Source organism: Micromonospora sp. NPDC005215, assembly GCF_040607915.1.
GTDB lineage: Bacteria > Actinomycetota > Actinomycetes > Mycobacteriales > Micromonosporaceae > Micromonospora.
The window spans coordinates 1-16,069 of record NZ_JBEXHQ010000086.1 but is presented as its reverse complement, the minus strand read 5'-3'; the positions used below and the strand labels follow the sequence as shown (position 1 = coordinate 16,069).

General features: G+C 71.3%; 16 protein-coding genes. 10 read left to right on the top strand and 6 right to left on the bottom strand.

The window, feature by feature from the left end; translation table 11 throughout:
• Positions 1-246 precede the first annotated feature (246 nt).
• Positions 247-384, top strand: coding sequence for a hypothetical protein (locus ABZU25_RS33735; protein WP_355033413.1), 138 nt, complete (start codon positions 247-249; stop codon positions 382-384).
• Between the two features lie 91 nt (positions 385-475).
• On the opposite strand, the gene ABZU25_RS33730 is transcribed toward ABZU25_RS33735, so the two are convergent.
• Entirely contained in the window at positions 476-1,930 is a 1,455-nt protein-coding gene (locus tag ABZU25_RS33730) for an NYN domain-containing protein (protein ID WP_355033412.1), read from the bottom strand.
• 127 nt (positions 1,931-2,057) lie between these two features.
• On the opposite strand from ABZU25_RS33730, the gene ABZU25_RS33725 reads away from it, so the two are divergent.
• The 5 genes from ABZU25_RS33725 to ABZU25_RS33705 all read left to right on the top strand — a co-directional run bounded on the left by ABZU25_RS33725 (position 2,058) and on the right by ABZU25_RS33705 (position 7,533).
• Positions 2,058-3,812: a DEDD exonuclease domain-containing protein gene (locus tag ABZU25_RS33725; RefSeq protein WP_355033411.1), complete on the top strand. Its 1,755-nt coding sequence runs from the start codon at positions 2,058-2,060 to the stop codon at positions 3,810-3,812.
• Positions 3,813-3,939: 127 nt separating this feature from the next.
• The gene (locus ABZU25_RS33720) at positions 3,940-5,730 is read left to right on the top strand and encodes an HD domain-containing protein (protein WP_355033415.1); all 1,791 of its coding nucleotides are present in this window, start codon (positions 3,940-3,942) and stop codon (positions 5,728-5,730) included.
• Positions 5,731-5,782: 52 nt separating this feature from the next.
• A complete protein-coding gene (locus ABZU25_RS33715) occupies positions 5,783-6,325 on the top strand; it encodes an NUDIX domain-containing protein (protein ID WP_355033410.1) in 543 nt (180 codons plus the stop codon).
• A complete protein-coding gene (locus tag ABZU25_RS33710) occupies positions 6,322-7,209 on the top strand; it encodes a sugar phosphate nucleotidyltransferase (RefSeq protein ID WP_355033409.1) in 888 nt (295 codons plus the stop codon). The genes ABZU25_RS33715 and ABZU25_RS33710 overlap by 4 nt, the downstream gene beginning before the upstream one ends.
• Before the next feature lie 36 nt (positions 7,210-7,245).
• A complete protein-coding gene (locus ABZU25_RS33705; protein ID WP_355033408.1) occupies positions 7,246-7,533 on the top strand; it encodes an Lrp/AsnC ligand binding domain-containing protein in 288 nt (95 codons plus the stop codon).
• A 63-nt stretch (positions 7,534-7,596) separates the two neighbouring features.
• Here the strand turns inward: ABZU25_RS33705 and ABZU25_RS33700 are convergent, their stop codons facing one another.
• From ABZU25_RS33700 to ABZU25_RS33680, 5 genes are all read right to left on the bottom strand, one after another.
• The gene (locus tag ABZU25_RS33700) at positions 7,597-8,286 is read right to left on the bottom strand and encodes a DUF4142 domain-containing protein (protein WP_355033407.1); all 690 of its coding nucleotides are present in this window, start codon (positions 8,284-8,286) and stop codon (positions 7,597-7,599) included.
• Positions 8,287-8,480: 194 nt separating this feature from the next.
• Complete coding sequence (locus tag ABZU25_RS33695) at positions 8,481-10,112, bottom strand: cytochrome b N-terminal domain-containing protein (RefSeq protein ID WP_355033406.1); 1,632 nt, start codon at positions 10,110-10,112, stop codon at positions 8,481-8,483.
• Complete coding sequence (locus tag ABZU25_RS33690; protein WP_355033405.1) at positions 10,109-11,197, bottom strand: Rieske 2Fe-2S domain-containing protein; 1,089 nt, start codon at positions 11,195-11,197, stop codon at positions 10,109-10,111. Before ABZU25_RS33690 ends, ABZU25_RS33695 begins: the two co-directional genes overlap by 4 nt.
• A gap of 64 nt (positions 11,198-11,261) precedes the next feature.
• Positions 11,262-12,098, bottom strand: a complete 837-nt coding sequence (locus ABZU25_RS33685; protein WP_355033404.1) for a cytochrome c — start codon at positions 12,096-12,098, stop codon at positions 11,262-11,264.
• Between the two features lie 70 nt (positions 12,099-12,168).
• Positions 12,169-12,768 (bottom strand): heme-copper oxidase subunit III, encoded by a 600-nt coding sequence (locus tag ABZU25_RS33680; protein ID WP_355033403.1) that lies wholly within the window; start codon positions 12,766-12,768, stop codon positions 12,169-12,171.
• Positions 12,769-12,867: 99 nt separating this feature from the next.
• Between ABZU25_RS33680 and ABZU25_RS33675 the strand changes: the two genes are divergently transcribed.
• The 4 genes from ABZU25_RS33675 (at position 12,868) to ABZU25_RS33660 (ending at position 15,942) form a co-directional block, all read left to right on the top strand.
• Positions 12,868-13,797: a cytochrome c oxidase assembly protein gene (locus ABZU25_RS33675; protein ID WP_355033414.1), complete on the top strand. Its 930-nt coding sequence runs from the start codon at positions 12,868-12,870 to the stop codon at positions 13,795-13,797.
• Between the two features lie 107 nt (positions 13,798-13,904).
• On the top strand, positions 13,905-14,300 hold the full coding sequence (locus tag ABZU25_RS33670) for a hypothetical protein (protein WP_145779657.1): 396 nt from the start codon (positions 13,905-13,907) through the stop codon (positions 14,298-14,300).
• Between the two features lie 90 nt (positions 14,301-14,390).
• Entirely contained in the window at positions 14,391-15,452 is a 1,062-nt protein-coding gene (gene trpD / locus ABZU25_RS33665; protein WP_355033402.1) for an anthranilate phosphoribosyltransferase, read from the top strand.
• Positions 15,453-15,735: 283 nt separating this feature from the next.
• Entirely contained in the window at positions 15,736-15,942 is a 207-nt protein-coding gene (locus ABZU25_RS33660) for a hypothetical protein (protein WP_355033401.1), read from the top strand.
• Positions 15,943-16,069: the final 127 nt, after the last annotated feature.

Here is a 16,069-nt window from a genome sequence, read left to right as displayed (position 1 = left end):
GGTCGACCAGGTGGGCGCCGAGGTCGAAGAGCGCCCCGCCGGCCTCCTCGGGACCGGCAAGCTCCCGCCAGCCCAGCTTGATCGTCGGACGCCAACTCGCTCACCAGCACATCGAGATGGCGGGCAGCCACAGCGGATGGCGAGCGGCCCTTCGCTGCGTCCGCAGCCTCGTCTTGAGTGGGGACTTACTCGTCTGGACGAGTAGGTCCTGACTACCCGGTCTCTGGACATAGACGAAGGGTGTTGATGAATCCTGATCTCACGCAGACCCGCCCGGGTCAGCTGATCATCGCGGACAAGAGTCATATCTCCGCCGAACTCGATCGGGCGGCCGCACCATCGAAGGCGTTCGTGCCCGCATCGCTCAGCGCCTACTCGCCATGACCGCCGCGATCTGCCACAACCACACCACCGGACAACCCCTGACCAGGTCCCTGATCACCGACGACCACTGACTCAATGAGGACTTACTCGTCTAGGAGCGGGCGAGCCGGCGCAGCAGCGAGTCGGCGCCCAGCGGGTAGGCGCCGTGCCGGCGTACCCCGTCGGCGACCTCGCGGTCGGACGAGACCACCACCACCGGCCGACCCGCGGGCTCGGCGCGGACCAGCCGCCGGATCAGCTCGTCGGCGGTCTCGCCCTTGCGGGAGAAGAGCACCCGTACGCCGCGCGGCGCCGGCGGCAGCCCGTGCATCCGCTCGGCACCGTCGAAGACCACGGTGACCTCGTCGCCGGTCTGCGCGGCGATCCCGCCCAGCCCGGTGATCAGGCGTTTGCGCTGCTGCTCCAGGGACATCTCGCCGAAGCCGCGCTTGGTGACGTTGTAGCCGTCCACCACCAGGTGCGCCCGGGGCAGAGCGAGCAGTTGGTCGAGTCGAGCCGGGTCGTCGGTGTCGCGGGCCCGCGCGGCGGGGCTGGCCGGAGCGGTGCTTGGCTGCTCGGCGAACGCGTCGGCGACGAAGTCGGCGGGGAGTTTGTCGACCGGGTCGAGCGCCAGCTCGCGGCGCAGCCCGACGGCGGCCTGGCCGATGGTCTCCAACAGCAGCCAGAGCCGTGCGTCGTCGACCGAGCGGGCTTCCTTGGCGCTGGTCCGGGCCACCCCGGCGGCGGCCTCCGCCTCGGCCAGTCGGGCGCGGGCGCGGCGCAGCTCGGCGTCGACGTCGGCGCTGGCGCGCGCGGCCCGGCCACGCTCGGTGGCCAGCAGCTCGGTGGCCTTGCGCTCGCGGGCCTGGGTCTCCCGGAGGGTGCGGGCGACCTGCCGGGACTCCTCACGGAGCTGACCCAGCTCCTCCCGGACGCGGGCCAGCTCGTCGCGCAGCTTCTCCGCCTCGACCCGGGCCACCGCCCGGTCGTGTTCGGCGCGGGTGGCCCGCTGCTCGGCCTCCCGGACCAGCTCGGCGACGACCGCGCTGTCCGCCTCGGCGCGCACGGCGGCACCGCTGGCGTCGATCAGCTCCCGCCAGCCGCGCGGCCGGGCCAGGTAGGCCAGCGCGGCGACCTCGACCGGGTCGGCGGCGGCGGGCGCGGTGCCCTCGACGACGGCGGCCCCGAGGTCGCCGGCGTCGGCCAGGACCCGGGCGGTGATCCGCTGCCGGAACAGCGGATCGGCGGTGAGCTGGGCGGCGATGACCGGCGCGCCGAGCCGGGCCCGCCGGTTCGGGGCGAACTTGGCCACCCGACGCAGCGGCACCGGCACCTCGTCGGCGGGCAGGGTGGGCAGCACCGCGGCGGTCAGCGTCACGATCCGCTGCCGGACCGGCTCGGGCAGCGTCGGCTCCGGCTCGCCAGCCCCGCCGTCGCCCGCCGCCGTCGCGTCGGATGCGCCAGATGTCGCGCTGACTACGTTGTCGTCCGGGTTGCCCGCGGCACCGTCGAGCGCGACCAGATCCTCCTGCGGGAGGTGGTCGTCGGACGGCTCGGTGAGGGGCATGTGGCAAGTCTCCCACCGCGGCCGGGCCCACCGCCCGGTGAGTGAGCCGATCTCTCATCCTAGCCCCATGGTGACTGGTGAGACGGCTGCGACGGGAGTGTCGGACCGGCGCGCTAGCGTGCCGCCGATGGCACAGGCGGAGTACGTCCAGGAGTCACTGGCCGGTCTCGACCCGGCGGTGGGCGGGGTGGACCCGGCGCTGCCGCTCTACGCGACCACCTTCGTGGTGGTCGACCTGGAGACCACCGGCGGTGCGCCGGACGGCGGTGGCATCACCGAGATCGGCGCGATCCGGGTGCGCGGCGGTGAGCAGTTGGGGGTGCTGGCCACCCTGGTCAACCCGGGGCAGCCGATCCCACCGTTCATCACCGTGCTGACCGGCATCACCCAGGCGATGCTGGTGCCGGCGCCGCCGATCGAGCAGGTGCTGCCGAGTTTCCTGGAGTTCATCGCCGACGCGGTGCTGGTGGCCCACAACGCCCCCTACGACGTGGGCTTCCTGAAGGCGGCCTGCGTGAAGCACGGCTACCGCTGGCCCAACCCCCGGGTGCTGGACACGGCGGCGTTGGCCCGCCGGGTGCTGACCCGCGACGAGGTGCCCAACCGCAAGCTGGGCACCCTGGCCGCCTACTTCCGCACCGCCACCCAGCCCACCCACCGGGCCCTGGACGACGCGAAGGCCACCGTCGACGTGCTGCACGGGCTGATCGGTCGGCTCGGCGGGCACCGGGTGGACACGGTCGGCGACGCCATCGAGTTCGCCCGGGCGGTCACCCCGACACAACGTCGCAAACGGCACCTGGCGGAGGGGCTGCCCAAGGTCCCCGGGGTCTACATCTTCCGGGCGGCCGACGACCGTCCGCTCTACGTGGGCACCTCCGTCGACATCGCCACCCGGGTGCGCAGCTACTTCACGGCCGGCGAGAAGCGGGCTCGGATCTCCGAGATGCTCGCGGCGGCCGAACGGGTCGAGGCGGTGGAGTGCGCCCACTCGTTGGAGGCCGAGGTCCGCGAGCTGCGCCTGATCGCCGCGCACGCCCCGCCGTACAACCGGCGGTCGAAATATCCGGAACGGATGGTCTGGCTCAAGCTGACCGACGGTCCCTATCCTCGGCTCTCGATCGTCCGCGACCTCTCCCCCACCGACACCGCGTACCTCGGGCCGTTCACCTCCCGGCGAGCCGCGGAGCTGGCCGCCGCCGGTTTCCACGACGCCGTGCCGCTGCGCCAGTGCACGCACCGGCTCTCGCTGCGCACCGTCACGCCGGCCTGCGCGCTGGCCGAGCTGGGTCGCTGCCCGGCACCCTGCGAGCACAGGATCACCCCCGAGGAGTACAACGACAGCGCGGCCCGGCCCTTCCGCACCGCCACGACCAGCGACCCCCAGCCGGTGGTGGACGCGCTGCTCGCCCGGATCGACGTGCTCTCGGCCGACCAGCGCTACGAGGAGGCCGCTGTGGTGCGGTCCCGGCTGGCCGCGGTGCTGCGGGCCACCGTGCGGATGCAGCGGCTGGCCGCGCTGACCGGGATCGTCGAGTTGGCGGCGGCCCGGCCGGCCGCCCGGGGCGGCTGGGAGCTGGCGCTGGTGCGGCACGGCCGGCTGGCCGGCGCGGGGGTGTCCCCGCCCGGCGTGCACCCGCGACCCACGCTGGCCGCCATCCGGGCCACTGCCGAGACGGTGGCGGGCGGGCACGGCCCGGTGCCGGCGGCGACCGCCGAGGAGTCCGAGCGGATCCTGTCCTGGTTGGAACGACCGGAGACCCGTCTGGTCGAGATGTCCTCCGGTTGGTCCTCCCCGGTGGGAGGCGCGGGGCGGTTCCGTGACCTGCTGGCGAAGGCCGAGAACGGCGCGTCCCACCAACTCTCGACCGAACGCTCATGACCAACTGACCGATCGGACTACGTCGACTCGCTTAGGCTGTTAGAGAAGTGCAGTCCTGCCCGATTCGTGGGCCTGCTCCCGCCGCCGGGTCACGGCGTCGCGGAGCCGGGGTGAGGAGGTGTCCCTCGTGGACGTCGACGCCGGACACGGCGCCGCCCTGGGGGGCGCCCTGCCGACACAGCCGGTTGAGCTGCCGCTCGCCCGCCGACTGCGGTCGTTGCTCAGCTGGCCGACCACCGACTCCGACCCGGTCACCCAACTGGTTCGCACCCACCGGGGCATCCACGCCGGCACCGACCCCGCGGTGCTGCGGCGTGCGTACACGATCGCGGAAAACATGCACCGCGGGCAGTTCCGCAAGAGCGGTGAGCCGTACATCACCCACCCACTCGCAGTGGCGCAGATCTGCGCCGAGCTGGGGATGGACACCACCACTCTGGTCGCGGCGCTGCTGCACGACACCGTGGAGGACACCCGCTACACCCTCCAGGCGCTCTCTGAGGACTTCGGCGGCGAGGTGGCCCACCTGGTCGACGGGGTGACCAAGTTCGACAAGGCGTTCTACGGCAAGGCCGCCGAGGCGGAGACGATCCGCAAGATGATCGTGGCGGCCGCCAAGGACGTCCGAGTGTTGATCATCAAACTGGCCGATCGGCTGCACAACATGCGCACCCTCGGGGTGCGCTCCGCGTCGTCGCGGGAACGCATCGCCCGCAAGACCCAGGAGGTGCTGGTCCCGCTCTGTGACCGGCTGGGCATCCAGACCCTCAAGCGCGAGCTGGACGACGTGGTGCTGCTGCACCTGGAGCCGGACGAGCACGCCCGGCTGGCCCGGCACGTGCACGACCGGCCGGGCTGGGACGCGTACCTCGACGCGGTGGTCGCCCGTGCCCGGGTCGCGCTGAAGCGCAGCCGGGTCGACGCCGAGGTGAGCCCCCGCCCCCGGCACCTCTACTCGATCTGGAAGGACACCATCGCCGGCGGGCACACCGCCCCGTTCGACCTGCCCCGCATCGTGGTGGTGGTCGACGGGCCGGCCACCGACTGCTACGCCGCGCTGGGCGCGATCCACGGCACCTGGCGACCCATGCCCGGCCGTTTCAAGGACTTCATCGCCTCACCGAAGAACAACCTCTACCGCTCGTTGCACACCAGCGTCTGCGGCCCGCAGGACCGCACGGTGGAGGTGTTGATCCGCACCGAGGAGATGCACCGCTCCGCCGAGTACGGCATCGCCGCCGACTTCCGCTTTCCCCACTCGGGGAGCAGCAGCGCGGCCCGCGCCGAGCAGTTGGACTGGCTGCGCCGGGTGCTCGACTGGGAGCCGGCCGCCGCCGACCCGGCGCAGTTCCTCGAGTCGCTGCGCTGCGACCTCGCCGAGGGCCAGATCCAGGTCTTCGCCGACGGGCGGCAGGTCGTGTTGCCGGGCGGCGCCACCCCGGTCGACCTCGCGTACGAGCTAAGCAACGAGCGGGGCGACCACTGTCTAGCCGCGCGGATCAACGGGCGGCTGGCCCCGCTGAGTTCGGAGCTGGACGAGGGCGACGTGGTGGAGATCTTCACCGAGAACGAGGGCGACAACGGGTTCGAGGCCGGTGTCGCCTCGCGCGGCCCCCGCCGGGAGTGGTTGAGCTTCGTCAAGTCGCCGCACGCGCAGATGCAGATCAACAGGTGGTTCGCCGAGCACACCGAGCCGGGCATCACGATCAGCGACAAGGTCCGTCTCGGTCGGGCCACCATCGGGCTCACCCTGCGGCAGCACAACCGGGGCCTCGCCAGTGACCTGCCGCTGTTGCGCCTCTCCGAGGAGTTGGGTTATCCCGACCTGGAGACCCTGCTGGTCGCGGTCTTCGACCGGGCGATCGAACCGGACACCGTGGTACGCCAGCTCATCGACCTGGTCGACCATCGACAGTAACCGGGCGGGCCCAGCGCGTCCGAGGGACATTCGTGACCACTAGCCTGGGGTCATGATCCCCCGTTCCCGCGCCACCGGTCGGGCCATCTTCTACCAGGCTTTCTACCGGCTGCCGCTGCCGGTGCGGCGGCGCCTGGTCAAGCTGGCGATGCCGAAGTACATCGTCGGTGCGGTCACCCTGGTCCGCGATTCCGAGGCGCCGGGCGCGGGACGGCTGCTGATGCTGCGCCAGCCGCCCGGCAAGGGCTGGTCGCTGCCCGCCGGCCTCCTGGACCGCGGCGAGGCCCCGGTGGTGGGCGCGGCCCGCGAGCTGTTCGAGGAATCCGGCATCCGACTCCCCCCGTCCCGGCTACGTCCGGCCGTGCCGAACGCGATAGTGCACGCCAAGGGCTGGGTGGACATGGTCTTCGAGGCGGAGGTGCCGGCGTCCGGCACCGAACTGGTGGTCGACGGCGCGGAGGTCTTCGAGGCCGCGTGGCACCCACTGGACGACCTGCCCAAGCTGACCTGGCCGACCGCCCGGCTGCTGGCCTACTACGACATCGGGCCGCTGGCCGGGCAGTTCCCGCCCCCGATACCCGACGACCTGCCGTGACCGGCACGGCGTCCGTGCCGGCGGAGCTGTGCGCGGTGGTGCTCGCCGCCGGCGAGGGCACCCGGTTGCGCCCGCTCACCGAACGGGTGCCCAAGGCGCTCTGCCCGGTGGGCAACGTCCCGCTGCTGGATCGGGCGTTGGCCCGGGTCGCGGGGCTCGGCCTGGTCGGCCCCGCCCGGGTCGCGGTGAACGCCTGCTATCTCGGCGACCAGGTGGTCGCGCACGTCGGCGACCGCGCACACCTGTCCGTCGAGCCGGGCGACCCGCTGGGCACCGCGGGTGGGGTGGCCAACCTGCGGGACTGGATCGACGGGCGGCCGGTGCTGGTCGGCAACGCCGACGCGTACCTCGCCGACCCGGCCGCTCCGCCGGGCCCGGACGTGGCCGCCCTGCTCGACGGGTGGGACGGGCGCACGGTACGCCTGCTCGGTCAGCCCGCCGCGGACCCGGCGGCACCGGGCACCTTCGACGGGCACTGCTTCACCGGCTTCTCGCTGCTGCCCTGGCGGCTCGTCCGCGATCTGCCTGTCGTCTTCTCCGACCTGGTCCGCGCCCTCTGGCGACCGGCGGAGGCGGCGGGTGCGCTGGAGGTGGTGCCCTACCCGGGCACCTTCTACGACACTGGCACCCCCGCCGACTACCTGGCGGCCAACCTGCACGCCGCGAATGGCAGCGCCCTCGTCGCCCCAACCGCCACGGTGACCGGTCGCTGTGTGGAGTCGGTGGTCGGCGCGGGCGCGCGGGTGGACGGCGACGTGTGCCGCACGGTGGTGTGGCCGGGCGCGACCGTGCGCGACGGCGAACGGCTGCGGGACGTGATCCGGGCCGGGAACGACCTGACCGTGCCCGCCACCGCAACCTCCGGGCCGGGCCGGAACATCTAGCATGGGCGACGACGCCGACGAACGGAGAAATGTCCCGTGATCACCGCCATCGTGCTGATCGACTGTGCCACCGACGCGATCCCCGAGGTGGCGGAGACCCTTGCCAGCCTCTCCGGCGTCAGCGAGGTCTACTCGGTGGCCGGGCACGTCGACCTCATCGCCATCGTCCGGGTCCGCGAGTTCGACCAGATCGCCCAGGTCATCGCCGGCAGCATCTCCAAGGTGCCGGGCGTGCTCAACACCGAGTCGCACATCGCGTTCCGGGCTTACTCCCAGCACGACCTGGAGGAGGCGTTCGCGATCGGCCTGTCCAGCGCCGACTGACCAGCGCACGCACGGCGGCCGGTCCACCCGTGCGGGGTGGACCGGCCGTCTGCTGTCGCTACGTCAGCTCATGCTGGGAGCCGGCGCTTCGGTGGTGCCGCCACCCGGAGCCGGGGACTCGGTGCCGCCACCCGGAGCCGGCGACTCGGTGCCGGTGCCACCCGGAGCCGGGGACTCGGTGCCAGTGCCGCCCGGGCTGGGCGTACCGCTGGCGCTGGTCTGCGGAACCGGGATGCCGAGCTTGTTGGCGAGCTGCACAAGCTCGTCATAGTGCGCCTGCAGCGTCGGCAGGGCCGTCTGGGCCAACTGGACCACCGACTGCTCGGAGCCCTGCGAGATCTCCGTCTGGGTGGCCTGGATGGCCTGGACGTGGCCGGCCAGCTCACTGGTCACCCAGAGCCTGTCGAACTCCGCGCCGCTGGCGTTGTTCAACTTGTCGAGGACCGCCTGCTGATCGGCGCTGGGCTCGTTCGGCAGTTCCACCCCGAGCTGGGACGCGGTCTGCTGCACCGTCTGGTCCAGCTGGGTGTGGTCGGTCTTCAGCATCGCGCCCAGGTCCTTCACCCCCTGGTCCTGACCCTTCTGCTGGGCCAGGTCACCGGCGGTGATTTCGAACAGGTTGACCTGGTGTACCGCCTGCAGGTACTGGGTGTCCTGCGTCGACGGCTGTGCCGCGGCCTGCGCGGCCGCAGCCGGCGCGACCCCGACCAGTACCAGCGCGGCCAACAGGCCGAGGCGTTTGATACCCAACATGCTTCCCCCCCTTGAGACGTTGGACCGCTCGGATACCCGGCTCACCGGGGTTATTCCTGCGATCGCCCGTCGCGCGGGGTCGACCGGTCCCGCCGTGGCCGTCCGACTCCTGGCCGGATGGGGCGGGGGGTGCGGATACGACGTGGCGCCCGCCGGAATCCGGCGGGCGCCACGTTACGGTGCGTTCGGGCGGGTCAGCGGCGGCTCTCGCCGCTGCCGATCTCCTCGCGCTCGGGCCGGGCCTCGACCGGCGGGTGCCCCGGCGAGACCGGCGCCTCGACCGGCTTCTCGATCGGGTAGAAGAAGCCCCGGATGGCCGGGCCGAGCGCCCCCAGCCGGTTCATCTTCTTCGGCACGACCCAGCCGACGTACTCCAGCTCGCCGTGGCCGTCCGCGTGTCCGTTCGACGCGCTGAGCGGCTGGTGCACCTCGACGAACCGACCGTCCGGCAGTCGCCGGATGATGCCGGTCTCCACGCCGTGCGCCAGCACCTCCCGGTCGTGCTGCTGAAGGCCCAGGCAGAGCCGGTACGTGACGTAGTACGCCAGCGGCGGGACCACCAGCAGACCGATCCGGCCCGCCCAGGTCATCGCGTTCAAACTGATCTGGAACTTGTCGGCGATCACGTCGTTGGCGCCGGAGAGCGTCAGGACGACGTAGAACGCGACGGCCATGGCACCCACAGCGGTCCGAGCCGGGACGTCGCGGGGCCGCTGGAGCAGGTTGTGGCTCTTGCGGTCCTTGAGGTGCCGGGCTTCCAGGAACGGGTACATCGTCGACAGGCCCACCAGGATGCCGGGCAGTACGACCGTCGGCCAGAACAGCGGCGGGATGACGTACTCGTCACCGATCGGGATCGTGATCTCCCAGGCCGGCATGAGTCGGGTCGACCCGTCGAGGAACATGACGTACCAGTCGGGCTGGCTGGCGGCCGAGACCACCCACGCCTCGTACGGGCCGAACAGCCAGATCGGGTTGATCTGGAACAGACCGCCCATCAGCGCGATGACGCCGAAGACGATCATGAAGAAGCCGCCCTGCTTCAGCGCGTACCGCGGGAACATCCGCTCGCCGACCACGTTGTTGTTGGTCCGGCCGGGGCCGGGCCACTGGGTGTGCTTCTGCTTGAAGACCAGGCCCAGGTGGACGCTGATCAACGCGAGCAGCAGACCCGGGATGAGCAGCACGTGGGCGATGAAGAACCGGCTGATGATGATCGTGCCCGGGAACTCGCCACCGAAGATCGACGAGGTGAGCCAGGAGCCGATCACCGGGATGGACAGCATGATCGCCGAGGCGATCCGCAGACCGGTGCCGGACAGGCCGTCGTCCGGCAGCGAGTAGCCGGTGAAGCCGGCCAGGAAGCCGACCCAGAACAGCAGCGAACCGATGATCCAGTTGGTCTCGCGCGGCTTGCGGAAGGCACCGGTGAAGAAGACCCGCAGCATGTGCACGACGATCGCGGCCATGAACAGCAACGCCGCCCAGTGGTGCATCTGGCGCATCACCAGACCGCCCCGGACGTCGAACGAGATGTCCAGGCTGGAGGCGTAGGCGGCGGACATCGGGGTGCCCTGCAACGGCGCGTAGCTGCCGTCGTAGACCACCTCGGTCATCGCCGGCTCGAAGAAGAAGGTGAGGAACACACCGGTCAGCAGCAGCACGACGAACGAGAACAGCGCGATCTCACCGAGCAGGAAGGACCAGTGGTCCGGGAAGACCTTGTTCAGCAGCTTGCGCAGCGGGGTGGCCACCGCGAAGCGGTCGTCCACTCCCACCGCGGCCTTGCCCGGTGTCGCCGCAAGGTCAAACTTTCGACGCTTCATGGCCGCTCCCAGAAGTCAGGCCCAACGGTCTCGGTGTAGTCGGACTTCGCCACGAAGAAACCCTCGGAGTCCACCTCGATCGGCAGCTGTGGCAACCGCCGGCTGGCCGGGCCGAAGACCGGCTCGGCGTTCCTGGTGATCAGGAACTGGGACTGGTGGCACGGGCAGAGCAGCCGGTTGGTCTGCTGCTCGTACAGGCTGGCCGGGCAGCCGGCGTGCGTGCAGACCTTGGAGAAGGCCGCGTAGTTGCCCCACATGTAGTCGCCGTGGCCGATCCTCTCGTTGGCCCGACGCGACTCCTGCGCGTCGGAGTCCCGGAGGTGGATCAGCAGCGTCGGCGAGTCCGCGTGTCGGTTGCTCACGCCGTGGTCGATGCCGGGGAAGACGGTCACCTGGCCACCGGCGCTGATGTCCGCCGGGCGGACCGGCCGGCCGTCCTCGCGCACCAGGCGGATCCGCTCGCCGCCATCGGCCGCGGCGAACCCGGTGGTGAACATCTGGTTGTTCTTGTGCGGCTGGGAGATCAGACCGCCGACCAGCGGCGCGGCGACGACCGCGGCGACCGGCGCGAGACCGGCCAGCAGCGAGATGCCGAGCAGCGGGCGACGCTTCACGCCCAGCTCGTCCGCCATGTAGAGCATGGTCTGACCGGTGATGGTGCGGCCTTCGGAGTCCACCTGCCCCTCGTGCCGGTCCTGGATCGAGACCTCCTTGGGCAACAACTTCTTGCCCCAGGTCAGGATGCCGAAGCCGACGGCCAGCAGGGCGATGCCGAGGGTGGCGCCCAGCAGCGGGGTGTACCACTTGTCGCCGCCACGGCCCGGCTCGTACTGCCACGGCCACCAGATGTAGATGGCCAGGAAGGCGGTCGCGGCCAGACCGGTGATCAGGAAGAAGCCGGCGACCACCCGGGTCAGCCGACGCTCCGCCTTGGTGCCGGGAAGCACCTGCGGCTCGTAGTGGACGATTTCGATGTCGTCCCGACGCGCGCCCTCACGAACGATGTCGAACCGGGTCAGCTTGGGGTCGTTCACGTCGAGCGGCTCCCGGCCCTGTGGGGCCTGGTGCTCGGTGTGGGTGCTCATGCCGTCACCTCGCTACGGGTGGCGCCAAGCGGCACCACAGCGCTGATTAGGAGTATCCGCTCGGTCACGACTTGCCCGCAATCCACAGGCTGGCGAAGACGAGCGCCACGATGCCGATCAGGAAGATCGCCAGGCCCTCGGTGGAGGGGCCGTACCGCCCGAGGTTGAACCCGCCCGGGTCCTGGTCGTGCTTCAGCGTCTCCTGGATGTAGGCGATGATGTCGGCCTTCTGCTCTGGCCGAAGCTGGTTGTCGCCGAACACCGGCATGTTCTGTGGGCCGCTCAACATCGCCGCGTAGATCTGGCGGTCGGTAGCGGGGTGCAGGCTGGGGGCGAACTTGCCCGAGGAGAGCGCGCCGCCGCCACCACCGAACGCGTGACACTGCGAGCAGTTGATCCGGAACAGCTCACCACCGGACGCGACGTTGCCGTCCTCGCGGAGGTCGTCGCCGGCGGGCACGACCGGGCCGCCGCCCAACTCCTGGATGTACTGGGCGAGCTGACGGGTCTGCTCGTCGGTGAAGAGCGGGGGCTTGCGGTGCGCCTGGGCCTCCTGGCGGGCCAGCGGCATCCGCCCGGAGCTGACCTGGAACTCGACCGAGGCCGCGCCGACGCCGATCAGGCTCGGCCCGCGACCCTCGACACCCTGGGCGTTGCGGCCGTGACAGGTCACACAGCTCACGTCGAACAGCGCCTTGCCCTCGGCGGCGGCGCCGGTCAGCTGCGGGTTGTCCTGCGCCTGGGCACCGGGGGCGAAGACGGTGTAGGCGCCGCCGGCGAGCATCAGCGCGGCGATCAGCCGGACCGCGGCGCCCAGCCGGCGGCGGCCCCTGCTGCGCGCGGCGGGCCGCTCGCGCAACCGCGCGAGCAGACCGCGTCGGCGGTCGTTGTCAGAAGTCATGAGCGGTGTCCTTAACCGGTTGGACCTGTCTCAGGGGACGGAGCAGCAGCGCGGAATGTGACGCGCAAGATCACTGAAGCCAGTAGATCATGGCGTACAGCCCGATCCACACGACGTCGACGAAGTGCCAGTAGTACGACACGACGATCGCCGAGGTCGCCTGCGCCGGAGTGAACCGGCCCATGGTCGTGCGGACCATGAAGATGATGAAGGCGATCAGACCGCCGGTCACGTGCAGGCCGTGGAAGCCGGTGGTCAGGTAGAACACCGACCCGTACCCGTCTCCGTTGATCTTGATGCCGTCCTCGACCAGGTGCCGGTACTCGTTCAGCTGGCCGAGCACGAAGATCAGGCCCATCACGAAGGTGACGGTGAACCAGCGCCGCAGCGCGTGCACGTCGCCCTTCTCCGCCGCGAAGACGCCGAGCTGGCAGGTCACGGAGGACAGCACCAGGACCACCGTGAAGGTGGTCGCGTAAGGGATGTTCAGCGCCTCGGTGTGCTTCTCCCACTGCTCCGGCGCAGCCGCGCGGATCGAGAAGTACATCGCGAACAGCGCCGCGAAGAACATGAGTTCGCTGGAGAGCCACACGATCGTCCCGACGCTGACCATGTTCGGTCGGGTCAGAGAGTGGATCCGGCTCTTGTCAATGGCTGGGGCCGCAGTCACGCCGTCATTATTGCCCCTGACCGGGGCCGGCGATCAGCGGGGTGGCAAACCTGCGCCTTCCGTGGCCCGAGCGTCAGGGTCCGGTTCGCCTGGCCTAGCCTGAAAAGCGTGCTGCACGTCGATCCGATCTTCGCCGCCACCTCGGCCCCGCCGCCGTTCACCGTCGGCGCGGTGCTGACCGAGACCCGGCTGGACAGCTGGCTGGCCCTCGGCCTGGTGCTCGCCGCCGGCCTGTACCTCTACGGGGTGCACCGGCTGCGCGTGCGTGGCGACCGCTGGCCGGTCCTCCGTACGGTGTTCTTCCTCGGCCCCGGGCTGGGCGGTATCGCGCTGGTCACGGTCAGCGGGCTGCACGCGTACGACACCGCGCTGCTGTCCGTGCACATGATCCAGCACATGGTGCTGTCCATGGTGGCGCCGATCTTCCTGGCGCTGGGCGCGCCGATGACCCTGGCCCTGCGGACTTTGCCGGTCGGGCCACGCAAGCGCCTGCTGGCGATCGTGCACAGCCGCGTCGCCCGGGTCTACACCTTCCCGCTGGTGGCGTTCGCCATCTTCGTGGTCAACCCGTTCGCGTTGTACTTCAGCGACCTGTACCGCTTCACCCTCGAACACGCCTGGGCGCACGAGCTGGTGCACGCGCACTTCATCATGACCGGCTGCGTGTTCTTCTGGCCGTTGCTGGGCCTCGACCCGCTGCCCGGCCGCTGGCCGTACCCGGCGCGTGCGCTCCTGATGCTGCTCTCGGTGCCGTTCCACACAGTGCTCGGCCTCACCATCATGCAGAGCACCACACTCTTCGGCGGCGACTGGTACCCGTCGCTCAACCTGAGCTGGTCCGACCCCTGGGCGGACCAGGTGGTCGCCGGCGGCATCCTCTGGGCCGGTGGCGAGTTCGTCAGTGTGACAATGCTCGCGGTGCTGGTGGTGCAGTGGGTCAAACAGTCCGAGCGGGAGGCCCGCCGGGTCGACCGCGAGCTGGACCGCCAGGAGGCCCGTGAGCGCGCCGCCGACGCCGCGCCCGCCTGAGCTGCCCGGACGGTACGCCCCGACCCGTGACGCCGGGCGGGATGTCGGCTACGTCACGCCGACCGGTACGATCGGCGGGCAGCTACGAGGTGGGAGTCAGTCCAGCCATGAGCGATCGCCTTTGCACCGTCTTGCTCTACAGCGACGACCCGCAGGTCCGTGATCGGATGCGGATGGCCGTCGGCACCCGGCCCGCGCCCGGTCTGCAGATCGAGTTCGTCGACGCGTCGACCTACGCGGAGACCATCCGGCTTGTCGACGACTACGAGATCGACCTGCTGCTGCTCGATGGTGAGGCGAGCCCGGGTGGCGGCATCGGCATCGCCCGGCAGATCAAGGACGACCGGGACGACGCTCCCCCGACCTGCCTGGTGATCGCCCGCGCCGCCGACCGATGGCTCGCCGCGTACGCCGAGGTCGACGCCACACTGGTGCACCCGCTCGACCCGGTGACCACCGGCGGCACGGTGGCCGAGCTGCTGCGGACGCACGCACCCGCCTGACGTCCCCCAGCTTTCCGGCACCGTCACGGCGCCGGATTCGCCGGCGCCCGTTCCAGCCCACCCGCACTTCGCACGCTCGGGAGGCCCGCCATGGGCGATCGGACCTGGCCGCACCTGCTCAACTCGCTGCTGCACGGCGAGGAGCTGTCCACCGCCGACACCGCCTGGGCGATGGACGAGATCATGACCGGTTCGGCGAGCGCGGCGCGGATCGCGGCCTTCGCCATCGCGTTGCGCGCCAAGGGCGAGACCCCGGCTGAGCTGGCCGGTCTCGTCGAGGCGATGCTGGGTCGTTCGGTTCCGGTGGTGCTTCCCGAGGAGCTGCGCCGCACCGCGCTCGACGTGGTCGGCACCGGTGGTGACCTCGCCCACACGGTCAACATCTCCACGATGACCGCGCTGGTGGTCGCGGGCACTGGCGTACGCGTGGTGAAGCACGGCAACCGGGCCGCCTCCTCCCTGTGCGGCACGGCCGACCTGCTGGAGTTCCTCGGCATCCCGCTGGACCTCGGCCCCGAACAGGTGGCCCGTTGCGTCGAGGAGGCGGGCATCGGGTTCTGCTTCGCGGCCCGGTTCCACCCCGGAATGCGGCACGCCGGCCCGATCCGCCGCGAGGTGGGGGTGCCCACCTTCTTCAACTTCCTCGGCCCGCTGACCAACCCGGCCCGCCCCCGTTCCGGCGCGGTCGGCTGCTTCGACGCCCGGATGGCCCCGGTGATGGCGAGCGTGTTCGCCGCCCGCGGCGACTCGGCGATCGTGATGCGCGGCGAGGACGGCCTGGACGAGTTCACCACGGCCGCGCCGACCCGCGTCTGGGCGGCCCAGGACGGCACCGTACGCGAGGCCGTGCTGGACGCGACGGACCTGGGGGTGCCCCGGGCCACCCTCCAGGATCTGCGGGGCGGTGACGCCGCGTACAACGCCGCTGTGGCCCGTCGTCTGCTGGCCGGTGAGACGGGTCCGGTCCGGGACGCGGTGCTTGTCAACGCCGCTGCGGCGCTGGCCACGCAGGGTCCGCTCGACGGCGACCTGACCGAGGCGCTCCGCGCCGGCATGGACCGCGCGGCGGAGTCGATCGACTCGGGCGCGGCCGCCGCGACCCTGGACCGCTGGATCAAGACCGCCGCCGCCCTCGGACCGGCGCCGGTCTAGACGGTCGCCCTCCGACGGCCACGGTCCGATCCGTGATCGACTCGACTTCCCTGGATCCATGTTGTCACCGGCCCTGGATGGTGCGACTCCAGTGCTGTCGAGTGGACCATCACACGTGGCCCCTTCGGCGGGGACGGCGACGAGCCTGCGCCGGGCCTCCGGCCAGCGGTGAGCGGAGATTTGTCGGACCCGCGTGGAAAACTACAGGCGAGTGGTTCTCCGCTTCCGTTGTGCGTCGTTGTCGCATCCGGGGCGGTTCACCTGGAGTGAGAAGGAGACACCCGTGTCGCACCGCGAGCTCTACTGCGAGGTCTGCGAGGGCGTGGCACCGTTCGAGGCGCCGCCCTGCGTCGACGGCCACGACACCGACTGTCCCGAGCTGATCTGCACCGGCTGCGGCGCCGCCGTGCTGATCGCCACGTTCACCCTTCCGGTCACCCGGCTGGCCGGGCGCCGACGCCACCAGCCCATCCACCGCCACGCCGCCTGAAACTCAGCGCACCGCCCAGGGCGCCCACCGCCCGGCCGGCCACCGCACCGCCCGGCCAGCCCCGCACCGCCCGGCCACCGCACCGCCCGGCCAGCCCCGCACCGCCCGGCCACCGCACCGCCCGGCC

Coding starts and splice junctions, on each gene's coding strand:
- ABZU25_RS33715 (WP_355033410.1), top strand. CDS start 5,783: ATGATCCCCCGTTCCCGCGCCACCGGTCGGGCCATCTTCTACCAGGCT.
- ABZU25_RS33695 (WP_355033406.1), bottom strand. CDS start 10,112: ATGAAGCGTCGAAAGTTTGACCTTGCGGCGACACCGGGCAAGGCCGCG.
- ABZU25_RS33690 (WP_355033405.1), bottom strand. CDS start 11,197: ATGAGCACCCACACCGAGCACCAGGCCCCACAGGGCCGGGAGCCGCTC.
- ABZU25_RS33730 (WP_355033412.1), bottom strand. CDS start 1,930: ATGCCCCTCACCGAGCCGTCCGACGACCACCTCCCGCAGGAGGATCTG.
- ABZU25_RS33725 (WP_355033411.1), top strand. CDS start 2,058: ATGGCACAGGCGGAGTACGTCCAGGAGTCACTGGCCGGTCTCGACCCG.
- ABZU25_RS33735 (WP_355033413.1), top strand. CDS start 247: ATGAATCCTGATCTCACGCAGACCCGCCCGGGTCAGCTGATCATCGCG.
- ABZU25_RS33670 (WP_145779657.1), top strand. CDS start 13,905: ATGAGCGATCGCCTTTGCACCGTCTTGCTCTACAGCGACGACCCGCAG.
- ABZU25_RS33700 (WP_355033407.1), bottom strand. CDS start 8,286: ATGTTGGGTATCAAACGCCTCGGCCTGTTGGCCGCGCTGGTACTGGTC.
- trpD (WP_355033402.1), top strand. CDS start 14,391: ATGGGCGATCGGACCTGGCCGCACCTGCTCAACTCGCTGCTGCACGGC.
- ABZU25_RS33685 (WP_355033404.1), bottom strand. CDS start 12,098: ATGACTTCTGACAACGACCGCCGACGCGGTCTGCTCGCGCGGTTGCGC.